The organism is Collinsella sp. CLA-JM-H32B, assembly GCF_040098065.1.
In the GTDB taxonomy this organism is placed as follows: domain Bacteria; phylum Actinomycetota; class Coriobacteriia; order Coriobacteriales; family Coriobacteriaceae; genus Collinsella.
The window spans coordinates 17,618-37,219 of record NZ_JBBNNA010000006.1; the positions used below are offsets into that span (position 1 = coordinate 17,618).

Consider the following 19,602-nt stretch of genomic DNA (forward strand, 5'->3'; position numbering starts at 1 on the left):
CGGTGGCTCTGTGTTTGCACAATGGCAACGTTAACATTTGGGCGACAAAAGCCGTTCGGGGAAGCAAAAATGTCGGTGAACGGTAGGTTTTGGGTGGTGAGCGTATGGTGGGGGAGGCGTTGGATATACTTGAAGGCGTTAAAAATGACTGCGCAAGGTGCCACCAATGGCATCGTTGACATAGAAAGATCGACCTATGGCCGCTGTTAAAAAATCGGTATCCGTCAAAGACGTAGCGCGCCTCGCGGGCGTCTCGGAGCAGACGGTCTCGCGCACCGTGCACGATTCGCCCAGCGTGCGCCCCGAGACCAAGGAACGCGTGCGTGCCGCCATGCGCGAGCTGGGGTATCGCCCCAATTTTGCCGGTCGATCGCTGCGCCGCGGTAAGTTTAAGACCGTCGGCGTCGCCATGTTCAACATTACCGGCACCGGCAATCTCGACCGTATGGAGGGCTTTGCCGCCGCGGCCGATAAGCACGGCTATGCCATCACCCTCACTAAAGTAGACGGGCATCCGTATACCCTCGAGAGCGCATCGTCGCGCATGAGCGCACTGCCAGTGGACGGTATGGTTGTGATCATGAATCGCATGCCGGCAGACTTTGGCACTTTTGAGCCGCTGCCCGGCATGCAGACGGTGCTCGTTACGATGTTGGAGCACCCGCTCTGTTCAACGGTCGATAACGACCAGTTCGATTGCTCGCGCCAGGTGGTCGAGTACTTGCTGGAGCGGGGGCACAAGACCGTGCACTTTATCTCGTGTCCCGAGCGCTCGCTTTCGGGCATGCGGCGCGAGGAAGGCTGGCGCGAGACATTGCGCGCGCATGGCATTGAGCCACCGCGACTTATCCGTGGCGATTGGACGGCGCAGAGCGGATATGCCGCAGGTCAGGCCCTGGCGGATGATCCGACCTGTACGGCCATTTATGCTTCCAACGACGCCATGGCCTACGGCTGCATTCGCGGGCTCGAGTCGCGCGGAAAGCGCGTGCCCGAGGACGTGAGTGTGGTGGGTGTTGATGACAGCCTGGGCGATATCGTGCCCGACCGTCGCCTGACCACGGTGCGCTTTGACAACAAGCGCGTCGGCATGTGGGCGGTCGACAAGATTGCCGGCGCCGAGGGCGTTGCGCCCGGTGTGGAGCACATGCTGTTTCCGGGCGTGCTCGTCGAGGGCGATACGGTGCGCGATGTACGCTAGGGGCGCAGGTCTGTTTGGGTTGCCGCTAATTGTGTTCGATATTGTTCAGATTGGTTTAAAAACCGTTCACGGGCGAAAAGCGACCGTTCATAGCTCGAAATCACGTTTTGCGCTGTTCTTTTTTGTTTGAATGTTAATGTTTCTGTCATACAGAACGCAGCGCGTATGCCCGGACGCGATGCTCTCCATTGGTTCATATGTGAAAGGAACGCAATATGGCAACCAAAGAAGAAATCTCGATGGTTGGATTCGAGATTGTCGCATACGCAGGTGACGCCCAGACCGATCTGCTTGCAGCGCTCGATGCTGCTCGCGAGGGCGATTTTGAGAAGGCCGAACAGCTGCACAAGGATGCCAGCGATGCACTTATCGGCGCCCACGACACGCAGACCAAGCTGCTTTCGCAGGAGGCCGGCGGTGGCGAGATGGAGATGACCTTCATCATGGCTCACGCTCAGGACACTCTCATGACCACTATGATCCTGGAGAAGCAGGCCCGCTTTACCATCGATGCCTACAAGCGCATCGCCGAGCTCGAGGCCAAGCTCGCCTAACGAGCCCTCACAACCAAGTCCCCTTCCAAAAGCTCTGCCGCTACCCGCGGCAGGGCTTTTTCTGTCCTCCTCCAAGTTGCGGTGAAATAGGGACTGAATAGGGGCCGACGGGCGCAAAACAATCCCTATTCCACCGCAACTCATCCGGAGATAGTCATTGGGGACAGTCTTGGTGCGCTCTGTTCGTCTTCCCGTTCGTTTTTTGCTCGGTGGGTATACTTCCTTTCGCATTAAACGCCGGACTGAGGAGGTATCCAAATGCCGGATAACGGGTCAATACAAAAAAGAGACGCGCATGAGATGGCTCATGGGCGTCCTGTCCAGATAACCGAGCATACGACGGTAACCGAGCTGCAGCCCAGCCTGTCCGATGTCGTGTGCGCAAACAAAAAGCTGCAGATTGGCTTTATCGTTGCGCTCGTGGTGCTGGCGCTACTGTCGGGCTTTGTGGCTCGTCCGCGTTTTGCCGATACCAAGACTTGGGACTCCACCATCGAGGTCATCGATCAAAAGAAGGGCAATGTTTTGGCGCTCACGACCTCGTGCGTCGCCCTATCTGCGGGTATCACTGCGCTGCCGGGCGATACGGGAACGCCGGTTGCCGAGCAGCTCGCGCAGCTTTCGGGTAACTTGGGCATCGTGCTTGCCGTGCTCTACCTCGAGAAATACCTGCTAACCATTTTGTGGTCGGTTGGCTTGGGCATCTTAATCCCGTTTTCGTTGGTGCTCTTTGCGGTGTCGCTCGGCATTCACGGGCGCTGGAGCACGAGCGCTGTCCTGCGCCGTGTGGCGACGCGCGTGCTAGTGGTTGCCGTGATCGGTATGGCACTCGTGCCCGCGAGCGTATGGGTGTCGCAGAAGGTCGATGAAACGTATCGCGTAAGTATTGAGCAAGCTGAGCAAAAGGCTGCGGACGCGGCCGACACCACGGACAAGTCAGCCGAGACCAGCTCAAAATCGAACATGAAAAAATCCGAGACCACGGAGTCCAAAAACGTGCTCGAGCAGTTGACTGATGGGGCATCGAGCCTTGTTACGTCGGTGACCAGCGGCGCCAAGCAGATGACCGATGAGATCGTGCGGCAGGTGACCGATCTGATTGAAGGCGTCATCGTGATGATCGTGACCTCGTGCGTTATCCCGCTGCTGGTGCTCGTGGCGTTCCTATGGCTAGGACACGTGCTGCTGGGGATCGATATTTCCGGCCCGGCGAACTATTTGACGGGCCGTTTCTTGAGCGCTCCTTCCAAGCACGCCAAAAAGGGCGGGCAGTCCGAGTAGCTAAAACAGCTGTATATACCGGGGAATACCGCCGAAGGGCGGCCGAGACACGTTCTCGGCCGCCCTTTTGTTTGTTGAACACATGGTCGCTACGTCCGCGCCGGGTCCAAACGGTCAGCAATCATCCGTGAACGGTGTTTGTTCAAAAAAGAACAAAGATAAACAAATAATGGTTGCAGTCGCTGTTCGAATGTGTTCAAATAAACATGAACAGTGAAGAACCGCACATTCAGATGCCCGGACCTGAACGCGATTCAACACTTCCAAACAGAAACTACGCACCTGCGTATCTCTCAAGGAGGATGTCATGAGGGTTGTAATCGCTTCCGATGCCGACGGTATGTCGATGAAGGAGTCCATCAAGGAGACGCTCATCGCCGACGGTCACGAGGTCGTCGACTATTCCGAGACCCCTGCCGCGGACTTTGTCGATTCCGCGACCGCCGTTGCCAAGGACCTGCTGGAGCACAAGGATTCCCAGGGCTTCGCATTCGATAAGTACGGCGTCGGCTCCTATATGGCCGCCGTCAAGATCAAGGGCATGGTCGTCGCCAACATTTCCGACGAGCGTTCCGCTTACATGACCCGCGAGCACAACGGCTCGCGCATGGTCACCATGGGCCCGGGCGTTGTGGGCACCGAGGTCGCCAAGAAGATCGCCCGCGAGTTCCTGCGTGCCCAGTACGCCGGCGGCCGTCACCAGATCCGTGTCGACATGCTCAACAAGATGGCCTAACGAGAGCCACCGAGAACTCGAACTTCTACCTCAACTTGTGAATTCAGACGAAAGGACGTTCTGATGAAGAAGACCATCGCAATCGGTTGCGACCATATCGTTACGGACGAGAAGATCTATCTGGCCGACCGCCTGGAGCAGGCTGGCTACAAGGTGCTCGACTGCGGCACCTACAGCCACACCCGTACGCACTATCCCATCTACGGTAAGGCCGTGGGCGAGGCTGTCGCCAGCGGCAAGGCCGATTTTGGCGTGGCCCTGTGCGGCACCGGCATCGGCATCACCAACGCCGTCAACAAGGTTCCCGGCGCCCGCTGCGCCCTGGTCCGCGATATGACCTCTGCCCTGTATGCCCGTCGCGAGCTCAACGCCAACATCGTGGGCTTTGGCGGCAAGATTACCGGCGAGTTCCTGATGGCCGACATCATGCTTGCCTTCCTGGAGGAGCCCTACGAGAAGACCCCCGAGCACGATGCCCTGATCGCCAAGATCGATGCCTGCAACAAGGCCGACGCCGAGGCTCAGGCTGACCCGCACTTCTTTGACGAGTTCCTCGAGAAGTGGGACCGCGGCGAATACCACGACTAATTAGGTTCCGGCGTTCTGCCGAACGCCGGACCGGCCGACGCTGCGAAGCCATCTGGCGGGCAATCTGCCGTTCAGCTTCGGCGGCATGACCAGAAGGTCAATGCCGCCTCGCTTCACGGCACCTTGCCTCGCCAGCTGACTTCTCGCTGACGTTGGGGGTACCTGTGGGGTTACCGCTGTTGTTGCGAAGCTTTCTGGTTCAGTAAGCTGCTCCGATAACACGTTTGCTTGCTGAGCTTGTGGGCTTCGTTTTGGCGGGACCCAGTATTCTGCAGCTTTTCAATTGACGGCTCGCGTTTCTGTGAGGGGGCGCGGGCCGGTTTTCTATCAGCCCTATTGACTTGGCGGGCTGTCATAAGAAAGGGAAGGCTCCTATGGAGTTTGTTCTTGATAACGGCTCTGTCCGCATTGCGTTGAGCACGGCTGGCGGATCGTTCACTTCTATTGCGGCCAACGGCCGTGAGTACCTGTGGCAGGGTGACCCGGCGGTCTGGTCGGGCCAGGCACCCATTTGTTTCCCGATCTGCGGCGGCCTTCGCGACGGTCACGCAATGACCATGGGCGGCCGCGAGATTAAGCTCGCCCGTCATGGCTTTGCTCGCAAACAGGAGTGGAAGCTCGAGGAGCAGGGCGACAACATGGTCGCGCTGAGCCTAAGCTCTGCCGACCATGCCGAGTTGCTCGAGCAGTACCCGTATCCGTTTAAGATCGTTGCTCGTTACATGATCGATGCGGAAAAGGTGGCTGTGTCGTACGAGGTGACCAATGAGGGCACCGAGGACATGCCGTTCTTTGTGGGCGGTCACCCTGGCTTTAAGTGCCCGCTTGACGAGGGCGAGTCCTATGACGACTACGAGCTCCGTTTTGAGCAGCGCGAGGCCGCCGAGCTCTGTACTGCCGTTCCCTCGACGGGCCTGATTGATGTTGAGCATCGCAGCAAGAACCCGATGGTTGGCCATGACCTGCCGCTGACGCACGAACTCTTTGACTTCGCAGAGACCATCTTTGACGTGCTTGAGAGCCGCGTGATTACGCTGACCAAGAAAACCGAGGACAAGGGCGTGCGACTGACGTTCCCCGATATGCCGTACCTGATTGTGTGGAGCAAGCCCGAGGGTGACTTTGTGGCCGTGGAACCGTGGGGCGGCCTGTCCACCTGCTCCGACGAGGACGATATTCTGGAGCACAAGCGCGGCTGCCTGGTGGCCAAGCCGGGGGAGACCGTTACTCGCGGCTTTGAGATCGAGATCCTTTAACGAGCTATCGTATGTTTGGGGCCGCGCGTGTCGTGCCCCGGAAACAGGAGTTCAATATGATTCTGACCGTTACCATGAACCCGTCGATTGATACGCGCTATCAGCTCGACAAGTTGATCATCGACGACGTGAACCGCGTGACGCCCGAAAAGACCGCTGGCGGTAAGGGCCTCAACGTGAGCCGCGTGTTGCTGCAGCTGGGCGACGACGTGCTCGCGACCGGTCTGCTCGGCGGCCACATGGGTGCCTATATGGCCGAGCTCATGGATGCTGACGGCGTCAAGAACGAATTTGTGCCCATCGCCGGTGAGACGCGCATTTGCCTGAATATTCTGCACGAGGGTAATCAGACCGAGCTTTTGGAGAGCGGCCCGCAGATCACCCCGGCCGAGCTCGAGGCCTTTACGGCCAAGTTCGCCGAGCTTGCGGCGAAGGCGGACGTTGTGACGCTTTCGGGCTCGCTGCCGCGCGGCGTCGATGCCGGCTACTATGCCGAGCTCGTCAAGATCGCCGAGAAGGCGGGCGCCAAGGTGCTGCTCGACACCTCGGGTGCATCGCTGGAGGCCGCGCTGGAGTCCGACGCTAAGCCCGAGCTCGTAAAGCCCAACCTGACTGAGATAAACGGTCTGCTGGGTACGTCCTTTACGACCGATGATGTCGATGCCCTGCGCGAGGCGCTTGCCGCCGATGGCCGCTTTGCCGGTATTCCCTGGGTTGTCGTTTCGATGGGCGCTGCCGGTTCGGTGGGCTTCCATGAGGGCCGTGCGTTCCGCGCCAAGACGCCCGCGATTGCGGCTGTGAACGCGACGGGTTCCGGCGACTCGACCATCGCCGGCTTTGCGCATGCCATTGCTGCCGGCGCCGACGACGTCACGGTGCTCAAGACCGCCAATACCTGCGGCAAGCTTAACGCCATGGATCCCAAGACCGGCCACCTGGTCATGGACCGCTGGGACGAGATCTACAACAGTGTTGAAGTAACGGAGCTTTAGAGTTACGCGGTTTTACCAAACCGCGTAACCAGCCGACGCTGCAAGCCCGCCAGAGCGGCAATCTGCCTTTCAGCTTCGGCGGCATGACCAGAAGGTCAATGCCGCCTCGCTTCAAGGCACCTTGCTCGCTTTGGTGGGCTTTCGCTGTCGTGGCCAAAACATCGGCGTGGTCATTGGGGACGTTCTTAAATGACTGCGGCAGATAGGGACGTTCCTTTTCTGCTGGCAGTTTGGGACACTCCTTACGGGGCACCCCCCCCTCCACAGCGCCTATGCCAGCTTGTCGATTTGCCCAATCTCCCAGAGCGGAATGTTGACGAGCGTGTCCTCGTCTCTATATGCCGCTAACGATGTTCTCACGCAGCGCCCGAGTTTGAACTTCTCGCAGGCAGTCCTCAGGCTCTTTGCTTTGAGATTCTCTGCCGCCTTGACCTCGAGCGGAAGCACGGTCCCCGCATGGTCGATGGCAAAGTCAGTCTCTGCATTGCCGGAGGAGGATGACCAATACGCGGGAGTTTTGCCTTGGAGCAAAAGCTCCTGTGCGACGTATTGCTCGGTCAGCGAGCCTTTGAACTCCGTAAAAACAGCGGGCCCGTTCAGAACAATGGCTGGCGTGAGGCCGGAGAGTGCTCCGAGGATGCCGGTGTCGATGCAGAACAGCTTGAAGCCCGAGAGATCCTCGTAGCTTGTGAGCGGTGCTCTTAGGGCGGAAACACGTGGTACCTTATGAACGATTCCATAGTCCATGAGCCACTGGAGGCTTTCCTCAAAATCGCGAGCGCGCGCCCCGGGACGAAGCGCGCCGTAGACGAACTTCTTGTTTTCCTTTGCGAGCTGGCCGGGAAGGGATTTCCAAACCAGCCTCATGCGCTCGACGATGCGGGCTGGCGCATGCTTGCCAAAATCGGATTCATAAGCTTCGATGATTTGCTGCTGAAGCCTGCGGGCCTCGATGAAATCGTGGGAGGCGGCGAAAGCGGAGACAACTTCTGGCATGCCACCGACAACGAGGTATTCCTTGAGCAGGCGCTCGAGCTTTTCGGAAACGTTTGTCAGCAGGTCCATGTCTGCGGCAAGGATGGCATCTGCGAGCGGATCGCCATCGACGGCACGAACGAACTCGACAAACCCCATGGGGCGCATGGTGAGCTGGTCGATCTTGCCGACGGGGAACGACTCGTTTTCGCGTCGGAGCGCGAGCCCCATATAGGAGCCGGCTGCCACGATATGGTATTCCGGCGCCAGCTCGTTGAAGTATTTGAGCGAGGTGATGCCACGCGGTGCCTCTTGGATTTCGTCGAAGATGATGAGCGTGTCTGTCGGCGTTATGGTCTGGCCGCGCAGGAGCTCTATCTGGGAGATGATGCGTTTGGGGTCAAGGCTTCCGTCGAACAGCGAACGTGCGCCCGGTTCGAGCATAAAGTCAAAGCGGATGACGTTTTGATACTGCTGGCCTGCGAATTCGTTAAGAAGCCAGGTTTTTCCCGTCTGGCGGGCCCCCTTAAGCAGGAGGGGCTTGCGGTTTGCCCTAGATTTCCAAGCGATGAGTTCGTCCATTAGCTGTCGCTGCATACTGCCTCCTAACGATCATGGTTAGTATAAGACCGTTTCGGTCTTTCCATCGAAAAATGTGTGAGTAAACCACGTTTTTCCATCGAATAATGTGGGAGGCAACCACGTTTTTCCATCGAATAGTGTGGGGGTTTAGGTCGGCACCTGGGAGCGTTCCTTCTCTGCCGGCAGTTTGGAACACTCCTTGTTTTGGTGCAAATTAGCTACCCTTGCATCAGAAAACGGCGCCCGTCGGCGATGTTGCCGGCGGGCGCCGTTGTCGTGTAGGTGGCTATGTCGTGCGGGCTGCTGTTGAACGTTCGAGCTCGCGTGCTACAGCGAGTCGATAAAGCGCTGCTGGGCGGCGCGTCCTGCCTCGTCCCATTTAAAGACGCCGGCGTTGTCGAGCACGTGGCCAAACACCACGCCGACCTCCTCGTGCAGGATGTCGATGGCGTTATCCGCCGTAAGTTCATCGGCGCGGCGTGCAAAGACATCCTCGGCCCATGCGGCGTGGCTGCGGCAAAGGTCGTCGCCCTCGAGTGCGGCGCCAAGGTCGTAGCTTGCGTCGACCTTGGCGGCCAGCAGGTGCTCGCGGACGGCGCCGAGCTCGGGAACCAGGCGTGGCGGCAAAATGGCCAGGCCCATGACCTCGATCAGGCCGATGTTCTCCTTCTTAATGTGGTGATACTCGGCATGCGGGTGGAACACGCCCAGCGGATGCTCGTCGGTCGTGATGTTGCAGCGAAGCGCCAGGTAGGCCTCGTAAATCTCGCCGCCGGCGTTGCCGCGGGAGTCGACGCGGCGGATGACGGGCGTCACAGTGTTGTGCGCCACGCCGTCGGCTGTGTGCGCGATGACGCCAACCGACTCATCGGTCCACTCGCGCCAGGCGAGGATAATCTTCTCGGCGGCGTCGAGCAGCTGAGCGCGGTCGTGCGAGCGCAGTCGCAGCACCGAAAGCGGCCACTGCAACACGGTACCGCTGACCTGGTCAAAGCCGGACACGCTAAACTGCGAGACCTCAGCGGCGTGCATCATGGGGAACTCGTGCGCGCCGCCCTGGAAGTGGTCGTGCGACAAGATCGAGCCGCCCACGATGGGCAGGTCGGCGTTGGAGCCGATGAAGTAGTGCGGGAACAGGTCCACAAAATCGAGCAGGCAGGTCAGACCCTTGCGGTCGACGTGCATCGGGCGATGCTCGGAGCTCATGGCAATGCAGTGCTCGTTAAAGTACGCGTACGGGCTGTACTGGAAACCCCAGCGCTCGCCGTCGAGCTGGATGGGGATAACACGCAGATTCTGGCGGGCGGGGTGAGCGCCGCCGTCGGCTGCGGCGGAGCGTCCGGGATACCCCTCGTTCTCGATGCACAGCTGACAGGCGGGATACTTCTCGCTCGTGTTTTTGGCGGCACCGGCCGCGGCAATATCGCGCGGGTCCTTCTCAGGCTTGGACAGGTTGATGGTGATCTCCAGGTCGCCCCAGTTGGTGGGGGTGCTCCATTTGATATTGCGCGCGATGGCGGCGCGGCGCACGTAGCCGGCGTCGCAGCATAGACCGTAGAACCAGTCGGTTGCGGCGCGGGGCTCGTTGACACCAATGCGGCCGTTGAATTCCTCGTTTACAACCGAAGGCCTCGGCATCAGCACACCCATGATGCGCATGGCGATGCGATCGCGGCCCGATGCCGTATCCTCGGCAGCACCGTTGGCAACGGCGGCCTCGGAAAGCGCGGCAAGTGTGCCTTCAAGGTCAAAGTTGGGCAGGGTGTCGGGGTGCAAGAGCGAGAGTTTCTCGACCTGGATCGCCCAGGCCATGTCGAGCGCCGGCCCCGTAGCACCGATGCACTCGAGAATGGTGTTATACGCCCAGATGCGATCGTCCTGGCCGATCATCGATCGGTGGATAGCGTACTCGATCAGGTTCTGCGCGGCCTCGCGCACGTCAGTCATTACAGCCATGCCGCGTAAGCCCCCTTGTCAGAAATTGCGTAGTGGCGGGCAGAGCCCTCGCCTAGCCAGCCGTTCATCTTGGTGATAAAGGTGTCGACCAGGTCGAGCGGCACGAAGGCCTGGATGGTGCCACCAAAGCCGCCACCGTGGATACGGACGGCGCCACGGCCGTCGAGCACGTGCTCGGCCAGTGCCAGGGCATACATCGAGGGCTGCTCGGAGCCCAGCTTGGCAACGACATTCTGTAGGTACATGGCAGAGCTGGCGCCGGACTCGCGCGTCAGGACCAGGAACTGATCGATGTCGCCGGCGTTCAGAGCAGCCCAGCGCTTGTCGACCAGGCCGTTCTCGTACCAGTAGTGAACGGCGCGCAGGCAGGCGCGGTCGCCCAGCTTGGCGCGCAGCTCGGGGAGCTTGGCGTCAAAATCGGCAACGTCGACCTCGCACAGGCGTGCCTTGCCAAACTCGGCGGCAACGTCCTGCATCTCGCGCGGAACGGCGGCGTAGTCGTCGGTGGCGGCCACGTGGTCGGCACCGACCTTAACGAGCACGAGCGCATAGCCGTGATCCTCAAAGTTGAGCTCGAGCTTCTGGGTTTTAGGCTGAGCCTGGTCCTCAAAGTCCATGTAGGCGAGGCCGCCCAGGCACACAGCGGCCTGGTCCATCAGACCGCAGGGCTTGCCGTAATAGTTGTTCTCGGTGCGCTGGCTCATCTGGGCGAGCGCGACGGGCTCGATGGCGGGTGCTCCCCAGAGCGTCTCCATGGCGCGACCGTATGCCGCCTCGACAGCAGCGGAGCTGGAAAGGCCGCCGCCCGAGGGGACAGAGCAGGTGAAGGCGAAGTCGAAGCCCTGGGGCTCAACGCCCAGAGCAGCGATTTCGTGGGCCATGCCGCGGACGAGGCTCGCGGACGTGCCCTTCTCGGACTCCTGAACGTCTAGCGTGTCGAGCGCGATTTCAAACGTGGGATAGCCCTCGTCGGCTACGCGAACCTTGTTGGAATCGGTTGCCACGGCGATGCCGTCAACGGCGACATCGAGCGAGCCGGCGATAACGTGGCCACCCTCGTGGTCAGTGTGGTTGCCGCTGATCTCGGAGCGGCCGGGCGCGTGCACGTAGAGCACCTGGCGGTCGCCGATGGGGCCAAACTCCTCTTCGAACAGCTTGGTGAGCGTGGCGAATGTCTTTTCGTCGGGGGTGGTCATGGGAGTCCTTTCCTTGGCGCGCCCGGGTGGGTTTTGCGTCGTTATGAGTACGTTAACAACTTAAAGCGGCATGAACCAAGTGTTCACGATACCGCACGTTACGGGCTATGTTAACGTACTCATAACACATCGCTTGTCACTTTTTGAGAATCTGGTAATCGGTAGAAATTCAGCCGTGAACGGTATTGCCGTATGGACTTATAGAGCAGAAGAGTTGCGGATTGAAAAAGTAGAGTACGTTAACATGCGTCCGACGATAGCGGGCCTCGGCGCGGGGTGTATTTCTGCCCGGGCCGGCATGCACGCTATTCAGATCTCGCAACGGTGAAGGTGATCCTGTGGCAAGGCGCCCGTCCAACGATACAGGTACGCGTCCGGTCTCCATGGCCGACGTCGCCCGCGCTGCTGGCGTTTCGCAGCAGACGGTTTCGCGCGTCGCCAACGGCTTGCCCAACGTTAACGAGCAGACGCGCCAGCGCGTGCAGGCCGCTATGCAAGAGCTCGGCTTTCGTCCGAGTTATGCCGGTCGCTCGCTGCGCGACGGCCGCTACCATTCGGTCGGTCTGTGCGTCAACGATGTCACCAAGTTTGGCAACCTCTCAATGATCGACGGCATCGCCAGCGCTGCTCGCGAGCATAATTGCGCCATCACGCTGGTCGAGATGTCCAAGACCGAGGAGTTTTCGCTTGCCGAGGCAACGCGTCGTATGGCCGCGCTGCCTGTGGACGGCATCATTATCGGCATGAGCCGTATGGCGCCCGATTTTGAGACGTTTGATCCACTGCCGGGCATTGGCACGGTCATCGTTACCATGTACGCGCACCCGCGGGTGACCACGGTAGACTCCGATCATTACGGCTGCTCGCTCTTGCTTATGAATCACCTGTTTGAGCTGGGGCATGAGCAAATTCGCTATATTGGCGGCCCGTCGTTCTCGGTCGACGAGCAATTTCGTCGAGCCGGTTGGCAGGATGCGCTCGAGCGTAGGCACATTAAGCCGCAGACGCCGCTCGAGGGCGACTGGTCTGCCAACAGCGGTTACGAGGCCGGCAGATATCTGGCCGAGCACGACCGCACCATGACGGCGATTTACGCGGCAAACGACCAGATGGCAAACGGCGCAATTGCAGCGCTGCGCGATAGTGGCTTGCGCGTGCCCGAGGACGTGAGCGTGGTGGGCGTCGATGATTCGCTCGATGATTTTGTGGCACACAACGAGCTCACGACCGTGCGATTTGATCTACATCAGCGCGGACGCGAGGTATTCGAGCATGCGGTTCCCGAGGCGGGTACGGCGGGCAAAACCGTTGCCATTCGTATTCCCGGCCAGCTCATTATTCGACATAGCACGGCGATACCGCGCGCATAGTTTGCGCAGGTAAATGGCGATTTATCGTATTTCAATAACAATCGGTATGGATGCCGGCAGATAACAGCTGGGATACTGCCGAGTGTTATGATAGACGGGTTCTTTTGTCTATCTAGGAGGCTTTGCCTGATGGAGATCACCAAGGATATCCGCTACATCGGTGTCGACGATCACGACATTGACCTGTTCGAGGGCCAGTACGACGTGTCCGAGAACGGCATGGCATACAACAGCTACGTTATCTTGGGCGAAAAGATCGCTGTCGCCGATTCAGTCGATGGCGGTTTTGTTGACGAGTGGCTCGGCAACCTCGAGGCCGTGCTCGATGGCCGTACGCCCGACTATCTGGTTGTCCATCACATGGAGCCCGATCACTCCGCCGGTATCGCCGCCTTTATGGAGCGCTATCCCCAGGCACAGATTGTGGCCAGCATGGGCGCCTTCCGCATGATGGTCAACTACTTTGGCACCGACTACCCCGAGCGCAAGATGGTCGTCAAAGAGGGCGACGTGCTCGATCTGGGCGGCCACAGCCTGACCTTTATCGGCGCCCCCAACGTTCACTGGCCCGAGGTGATCTTCTCCTACGAGTCCACCGACAAGGTGCTCTTTAGTGCCGACGGCTTTGGCAAGTTTGGCGCCAACGACATCGAGGATCCCGAGGGGTGGGCTTGCGAGGCTCGCCGCTACTACTTTGGCATCGTCGGTAAGTTCGGCAAGTTTGTGCAGGCCGTCCTCAAGAAGGCCGCCGGCCTGGACATCCAGATCATCTGCCCGCTCCACGGCCCCGTGCTGACCGAGAACCTGGGCTATTACCTCGACACCTATAACACCTGGTCGAGCTATCAGCCCGAGGACGAGGGCATCACGATCGCCTATGCGAGCGTGTATGGCCATCTGAAGGCTGCCGTCGAGGAGCTCGCATCTGCGCTCGAGGCTCGCGGCCAGAAGGTCTCCGTCTTTGACCTGGCTCGCGACGACATGGCCGAGGCCGTTGAGGATGCGTTCCGCTACGACCGTCTGGTGCTCGCCTCCATTACCTATCAGGGCGAGATCTTCCCGTGCATGAGCACCTTTATCCACACGCTCGCCGAGCATGCCTACCAGAACCGTACCGTGGCGCTTGTCGAGTCCGGTTCCTGGGCGCCCGCAGCTGCCAAGATTATGACCAAGGAGCTCGAGGGCATGAAGGACATCACCCTGACGCAGAACAAGGTGACTGTGCTGGGCTCGCTCAACGACGCCTCGCGCGCTCAGATCGAGGTTCTCGCCGACGAGCTGTCCAAGTAGCGATATTTCGCTTTTAACGAGCAAAACCACCACAAAGGCATCTTTGTGGTGGTTTTTATTTTAGCTGGTGGCGATGATGAGGGCCGGACGCGCGCTGCCGGTGGTCTCGGCGATTGAGGTGGCGACGGCATGATCGGGGTCGCGGTCCATCACGATGGTGTTGACATCGGTCAGTTCGGCAAAGCGGTACATGCCTCGTCCGTTAACCTTGCTGTTGTCCATGAGGGCGACGCTTTGACGGGCGGCGGAGATCATGGCTGTTTTGGTCTCGGCCATCTGCGGAAAGTCGGTCGTAAAGCCGCAGCCGGGAACAAAAGCGCCGGGGCACATGACGGCAAGGTCGGCGTGGACCGTTTGAAGCGCCTGCATAGTGAGCGGTCCGTACAGATAACGATGGCCTTTGCGCAGCGCCCCGCCCAGCATGACGACATCGACCGAGGGCATGCTCTCGTCGATATAATCGGCAATGGTAATGTCGGCCGTGATGACGGTGATACCGTCGCGCTGATCGAGGAGCCGGACGAACTCGAGCGCCGTGGTGCCCGAGTCGACGAGCAGCGTGTCGCCGTCATTGACGAGCTCGATGGCGCTTTGCGCGATGGCCTGCTTGGCGGCGACGTTGACATTGATGCGGCGATCCTGCGTGGAGACGGTCAGACGTTTGTGGAGTGATACGGCACCGCCGTGCGTGCGGCGCAGCTTGCCTGCTTCGGCGAGCGCGTCCAGGTCGGCGCGGGCGGTGACGGAGGACACGCCAAAGGTCTGGGCGATTTCTGCTACCTGCACCGAGGCATTATGATCGAGCATCTCCATGATGGCGGAACGACGCTCGTCGGCAAAAGCACGGTTGGTGGCTTGGGCCATGTTTACTCCATTCTCGGCTAAATTTGCAGGAATTGTGTTGACTCTATTTTCGTTCATTTTCTTTTTGAGTAAGAAAACACCTTTCGATTACTTATCTTTTCTATAAAAGAAAGACGCTGAACGCCCAAAATTCAATATCGAACATGTCCACTCGGCTCAAATTCCTTCCGTTTACTTTTCAAAAACGACTGTATTGACCTGCATGGGCTCAATATCTCGCGCGTGTAAAGCCGCTGAATTTCATACAATGAGCGCAGCAAAACGCAAGGTAAAACGCCTTGTGAACAACTACGCCCGATGTCCAGATGCGGGCGAGGGAGAGGAGCAAACGCTCATGGCACTTGTTACCACCGAAAAGATGCTCAAGGACGCTCAGGCCGGTCATTACGCCGTTGGCGCGTTCAACGTCGAGAACCTCGAGTTCGTTATGGCCGTTCTGGCCGCTGCCGAGGAGACCAAGTCCCCCGTCATCATGCAGACCACCCCGGGCACCATCAAGACCGCTGGTCTGGACTACTTCTACGGCATGGTCAAGGCTGCCGCCGAGCGCGCTTCCGTGCCCGTCGCTCTGCACCTCGATCACGGCGATGGCTATGACCGCTGCATGCAGGCTTTCCGCACCGGCTATACCTCTGTCATGATCGACGGTTCGCACGAGTCCTTCGAGGACAACATCGCCCTGACCAAGTCCGTCGCCGATGCTGGCCGCGCCATGGGCGTGCCTGTCGAGGCTGAGCTTGGTAAGGTTGGCGGCAAGGAGGACGACGGTCCCGCAGTTGAGGGCGAGAGCCCCTACACCGATCCGGCCGAGGCCAAGGAGTTCGTCGAGCGCACCGGCTGCACCTCGCTGGCCATTGGCGTTGGCACCAGCCACGGCGTGTACACGAGCGATCCGCACATCGAGCAGTCCGTGGTCAAGGCCATCCGCGACGCCGTCGACGTGCCGCTGGTTCTGCACGGCACTTCCGGTGTGCCCGATGAGCAGGTTGCCGAGGCCGTGAAGAACGGCATCTGCAAGGTTAACTACGCCACCGAGCTGCGTCAGGCCTACACCAAGGGCTTCATGGCCTACATGGCCGAGAACCCCGCCTGCTTCGATCCCAAGAAGCCGGCCAAGGAGGGTATGCGCGAGATCACCGAGCTGGTTAAGATCCGCATGACCAACCTCAACTCTGTGGGCAAAGCAGAGTAACAGCAAGGGTACTCTGATCCCACCGGACGGTTTGGGCGGGTCCCGTACTTAGTTTTCAAAACGTCCTCGCGCATGAAGGCCCCCGTTGTCTCGCTTCTTCGAAGCGTTGACAACGGGGGCCTTCGCGCTGCGGAATGATTTTGGAAACTAAGTACGGGACCCGCCCAAACCGTCCTGCTCAATCGCCCTTGTGGCGTTAGTGTCGGAAAAATAAGACGTTGCTTTTTGCCCCCTGCGGAAAGATTGGGGAACTAAGCCCTCGTCCCTCCCAAGTTGACCTTCTCGAGGTCGTCGCCCTTGTGGCGTTAGGACTGCGAATTTGGGATGGGAGGGTTACTTGGTTGTTAGGGTTAACAGGTCGTTGGGGGTTTCGAGGTTGTAGGTGGCATTTGGGATGTCTTGGTGTGATCCCCATGCCGCTCTGGCAAAACTGACCCCTGCCGAAGTTGCGCATTGTTCGTCGTAGACGGTGTCGCCAACGTAGACGACGTTGCCAGGATTCGCGCCCGTACGCCGGAGATATTCGAGCATGGGAGCGGGTGCGGGTTTATGTTCGGTTGTGTCTTCGACAAGGATGATGTGCTCAAAATACTTATCGAAGCCAAGGGGTGCAATTTCTTCTGCGTATTCGTCGCGCGCACGTGAGGAGACGATGCCAAGTTTGCAGCCGTTGTCGGCGAGTGTTGCGATGACTTCAAGCAAACCTGGAAACACGCTGATGGTGCTTTTAAAGCTGGCGGCAACTTGGCACCAGCGATCCAACGTTGCCTGCGAGTAGATCCCAAGTTTCTCAAGGGCATCCTTGCCGGGTATGCCGAGGGCAAAATCAAGCTCGTGTCGGGGGAGCGTTTTGCTGGTCTCTTCTTGGACAATCTGGACAAGCGATGACAGAACGCTTTCTTCTGTATCTGCCAATGTCCCATCAACGTCAAATACGATATGGTCAAAGTGCTTCATATGATTGCCCCTCTCTGTTGTTTGCCTGCAAGTTTGATGCAGTGACAGAAGAAGGGCTAGCGGGATTTCTGCCTGGTGCTATCGAGATTCTGCCTCGCTGCTCGATAGCTCGAAGGAGTGCATCCCATTTGTTCTTTAAATACCTGGCCAAGATGGCTTGCTGTCGCAAAGCCGCATTGGCGCGCGACTGTCTGGACCGTTCGCGTGGTGTGTGCCAAAAGTTCGCAAGCACGGTTTACGCGGTATGCACGCAGATATGCCGCCGGGGTCGTTCCTGCGCAAGCTTCGATAATGCGGTAACACTCTCTTTCGCTTACGCCGGCTGCAGATGCCATCTGGGGCACATCTATAGCGGCTGCATAGTTTGCGCGGATATAGTCCAGGATTGCCTTGAACTGTACGTCGCGGTTGGTCATCCAAGAGGCGTTGTCGGAGGAAAAGAGCGGTTCGGCCTTGGCGTTAATCTGAATCCAGAGCTCTGACAAACTATTTCGAAGCGCCATCTCGTTCTGCGGCCGTTGAAGGTCGTGGCTAAAGGAGCTCTTCAGCAAATCAATAAAGGGCATATCGTCGGGATTGGTGGGCGACCATTTGAGCACATCGACGCCTCGACATTGAAGCAATGGGTTGATGTAGCGCTTTTGGAGACGTCCCGCGGGATCGCCGAGCATCGACGGCTGAAAGATATGCAGCATTTGAATGGCTGGCGCCGAATTGGGTGATTGCAGCGTGCTGTGCAAAACGCCGCCGTTGATAAAGCCGGCGGACCCTTCCTCAAAGCGTACGTGCTCATGAGCCGCGCGCGTTCGATAGTCAATCGCTCCCTGCTCCATGTAGAAAAGCTCAACTTCGGAATGCCAGTGCCAGGGGACGGAATTGCCCGGATAGCGAGCGAATTCTGCGCGTTCGGCAATATAGGGCCAGTCTTCGGCGGTCTCGGGAAAAGCTTCCTCGCGTCCTCCGCGGTGCAATTCTATGTGATCCATGTTTCGCATGGCATCAGTATAAAGCGCGATGGGCTTAGATTGCTCTTGCCTGTTCGGGGAACGCCTTGTCTAGGGATGCTTGGAGCTTTTCGAACGATGCTCGTAAGTTGTGGCTCTGGTCGGTTGAGCGTTTGGCTTTTGTGGTTGGGGAGTCGAGGAGGCCGTTTCTCTGTGTCGGGGGGAAGGAGAAAAGGTCTGCATGTGTTAGGGATGGCTGCTGTGCTGCGTCATTGGAAGAATGCATGCTTATGCGGCCTCCTCGATGTCCACCAAAAGGTTGCGCACGGGGTGTGCTGCTAGGTCCCGTGCGTTGGCAGTATTATGCCGCGGCTGCTGCAAAGAAGTGCTAAAGAAAGGCTTAATGAGGTTTGACGTTGCGATGAAACCGCAGGTCAAAGCTATCGAGTAACACTCTTGAAAGGTTTTGAGCTTAAGGGCTTTCTAAGGTTTGTGGCGCGGATGTGGCTCGCCTGTGTGGGGCGTGTGGACGGCTCGTTCTTAGCGCTGCGGTGCGGCGGCGCGTACTTGTTCGATGACCTTTTCCATCGTGGCGTCGATGTGGTCTTTTTTGAGCTCGCATTCCCAGATGGTTATGGGCGTCCAGCCCATTTGAGTGAGTGCTGCCACGGCAGCGTGGTCGCGCTCGACGTTGCGACGGAACTTTGCCTCCCAAAACTCAACGTTGCGCTTGGGCTGGCTAGGGTTGCACTTGGGGCAGCGGTGCCAAAAGCAGCCGTTGACGAAGATGGCGATCTTGCGCCCGGGAAAGGCGATGTCGGGCTTTCCGGGCACCTTCCATTCCAGACGGTATCCCGTAAGGCCTGCGGCGCGCAGGCGCTGGCGAACGAGCAGCTCGGGTTTGGTGTTCGCACGCTTGTTGCCCTTCATGGATTTTTTGATGGCGGCGCGACGGCGCACGAGCTCACGCTCGTCGGCGGAGAGGTCCGAGGTGTCGATGCCGTCCAGCAGGCCGGGCTTGGGGCGCTTTTTGCTGCGGCGCTTAGGTGCGCGCTTGGGCTTGGCGACGGGGCGTTCGGTCGTGGCGGCCTCGGCATCTTTGGCAGTGCTGTTGACCTTAAGCCGATCTTCCTTCAACTCAATCAGGGCATCGATAAGCCCTTTGTCGGCGGGCATCCACTCAACCGTGGCAAGCGAGGTGCGCGGAATCCAGCGGATATCGAGCTGGCGGTCGTGCTTCTGAGGCTCATCGGATTCATCGGCGAGCGAGCAGTAGTAACACTCCATGGAGAGATGGAAATCGGGGTAGTCATACTCGACGGTGTAGAAATCGCGCAGGTTGGTGACTTTTACCTGCAGCTCTTCCATGAGCTCGCGGCGTACGGCGTCTTCGGGCGTCTCGCCGCGCATGAGCTTGCCACCGGGAAACTCCCAAAGTCCCTGCATGTCGCCATAGCCGCGCTGTACGGCCAGTAGCTCGTCGGATCCTTCCTTGCGAATGATCCCAGCGGCAACATGAACAGTCTTCAACAGGAGTCCTCTCTCAACATCAACACGTGACAGGCTAACTACCCGCACCTTACACAACGGTAAGGCAAGCGTAAGCCATATCGATGGTAGCCGACTCGGCTTCTTGCGACTATAGATGCCGTAGACTAATCGCAAGAA

17 protein-coding genes are annotated in these 19,602 nt (G+C 59.0%); 10 read left to right on the plus strand and 7 right to left on the minus strand.

All coding sequences use genetic code 11. The features are described 5' to 3' along the window. The first annotated feature begins 196 nt into the window (after positions 1–196). From AAA138_RS04960 to AAA138_RS04990, 7 genes are all read left to right on the plus strand, one after another. A complete protein-coding gene (locus AAA138_RS04960) occupies positions 197–1,201 on the plus strand; it encodes a LacI family DNA-binding transcriptional regulator (protein WP_006234826.1) in 1,005 nt (334 codons plus the stop codon). Between the two features lie 215 nt (positions 1,202–1,416). Continuing rightward, positions 1,417–1,755, plus strand: coding sequence for a PTS lactose/cellobiose transporter subunit IIA (locus AAA138_RS04965; protein ID WP_055252615.1), 339 nt, complete (start codon positions 1,417–1,419; stop codon positions 1,753–1,755). A gap of 300 nt (positions 1,756–2,055) precedes the next feature. Next, complete coding sequence (locus tag AAA138_RS04970; RefSeq protein ID WP_349089782.1) at positions 2,056–3,036, plus strand: hypothetical protein; 981 nt, start codon at positions 2,056–2,058, stop codon at positions 3,034–3,036. A 307-nt stretch (positions 3,037–3,343) separates the two neighbouring features. After that, positions 3,344–3,772: a galactose-6-phosphate isomerase subunit LacA gene (gene lacA / locus AAA138_RS04975; RefSeq protein WP_349089783.1), complete on the plus strand. Its 429-nt coding sequence runs from the start codon at positions 3,344–3,346 to the stop codon at positions 3,770–3,772. A gap of 63 nt (positions 3,773–3,835) precedes the next feature. After that, positions 3,836–4,360, plus strand: coding sequence for a galactose-6-phosphate isomerase subunit LacB (gene lacB / locus AAA138_RS04980; RefSeq protein WP_006234831.1), 525 nt, complete (start codon positions 3,836–3,838; stop codon positions 4,358–4,360). Positions 4,361–4,734: 374 nt separating this feature from the next. After that, on the plus strand, positions 4,735–5,616 hold the full coding sequence (locus AAA138_RS04985; RefSeq protein WP_349089785.1) for an aldose 1-epimerase family protein: 882 nt from the start codon (positions 4,735–4,737) through the stop codon (positions 5,614–5,616). Between the two features lie 56 nt (positions 5,617–5,672). Then, positions 5,673–6,608 (plus strand): hexose kinase, encoded by a 936-nt coding sequence (locus tag AAA138_RS04990; protein ID WP_349089787.1) that lies wholly within the window; start codon positions 5,673–5,675, stop codon positions 6,606–6,608. Positions 6,609–6,878: 270 nt separating this feature from the next. Here AAA138_RS04990 and AAA138_RS04995 read toward each other — a convergent pair whose 3' ends face one another. The 3 genes from AAA138_RS04995 to AAA138_RS05005 form a co-directional block, all read right to left on the minus strand. Next, a complete protein-coding gene (locus tag AAA138_RS04995) occupies positions 6,879–8,180 on the minus strand; it encodes an AAA family ATPase (RefSeq protein ID WP_349089788.1) in 1,302 nt (433 codons plus the stop codon). Between the two features lie 312 nt (positions 8,181–8,492). Then, positions 8,493–10,121, minus strand: coding sequence for a UDP-glucose--hexose-1-phosphate uridylyltransferase (locus tag AAA138_RS05000; protein WP_349089789.1), 1,629 nt, complete (start codon positions 10,119–10,121; stop codon positions 8,493–8,495). Then, positions 10,112–11,317: a galactokinase family protein gene (locus AAA138_RS05005; protein ID WP_349089790.1), complete on the minus strand. Its 1,206-nt coding sequence runs from the start codon at positions 11,315–11,317 to the stop codon at positions 10,112–10,114. The genes AAA138_RS05000 and AAA138_RS05005 overlap by 10 nt, the downstream gene beginning before the upstream one ends. A gap of 383 nt (positions 11,318–11,700) precedes the next feature. On the opposite strand from AAA138_RS05005, the gene AAA138_RS05010 reads away from it, so the two are divergent. Both AAA138_RS05010 and AAA138_RS05015 read left to right on the plus strand, forming a co-directional pair. Further along, positions 11,701–12,687, plus strand: coding sequence for a LacI family DNA-binding transcriptional regulator (locus AAA138_RS05010; RefSeq protein WP_225094228.1), 987 nt, complete (start codon positions 11,701–11,703; stop codon positions 12,685–12,687). A gap of 129 nt (positions 12,688–12,816) precedes the next feature. Continuing rightward, complete coding sequence (locus tag AAA138_RS05015; protein WP_349089791.1) at positions 12,817–13,977, plus strand: MBL fold metallo-hydrolase; 1,161 nt, start codon at positions 12,817–12,819, stop codon at positions 13,975–13,977. A 60-nt stretch (positions 13,978–14,037) separates the two neighbouring features. Here AAA138_RS05015 and AAA138_RS05020 read toward each other — a convergent pair whose 3' ends face one another. Beyond that, positions 14,038–14,841, minus strand: a complete 804-nt coding sequence (locus AAA138_RS05020) for a DeoR/GlpR family DNA-binding transcription regulator (RefSeq protein ID WP_349089792.1) — start codon at positions 14,839–14,841, stop codon at positions 14,038–14,040. Positions 14,842–15,175: 334 nt separating this feature from the next. Here AAA138_RS05020 and AAA138_RS05025 point away from each other — a divergent pair, with 334 nt between their 5' ends. After that, the gene (locus tag AAA138_RS05025) at positions 15,176–16,033 is read left to right on the plus strand and encodes a class II fructose-bisphosphate aldolase (protein ID WP_022095149.1); all 858 of its coding nucleotides are present in this window, start codon (positions 15,176–15,178) and stop codon (positions 16,031–16,033) included. 333 nt (positions 16,034–16,366) lie between these two features. On the opposite strand, the gene AAA138_RS05030 is transcribed toward AAA138_RS05025, so the two are convergent. From AAA138_RS05030 to vsr, 3 genes are all read right to left on the minus strand, one after another. Beyond that, a complete protein-coding gene (locus AAA138_RS05030; RefSeq protein ID WP_117821372.1) occupies positions 16,367–16,990 on the minus strand; it encodes an HAD family hydrolase in 624 nt (207 codons plus the stop codon). Positions 16,991–17,046: 56 nt separating this feature from the next. Then, a complete protein-coding gene (locus AAA138_RS05035) occupies positions 17,047–17,976 on the minus strand; it encodes an AraC family transcriptional regulator (protein WP_158554577.1) in 930 nt (309 codons plus the stop codon). A 498-nt stretch (positions 17,977–18,474) separates the two neighbouring features. Further along, positions 18,475–19,464, minus strand: a complete 990-nt coding sequence (gene vsr / locus AAA138_RS05040; RefSeq protein WP_349089795.1) for a DNA mismatch endonuclease Vsr — start codon at positions 19,462–19,464, stop codon at positions 18,475–18,477. Positions 19,465–19,602: the final 138 nt, after the last annotated feature.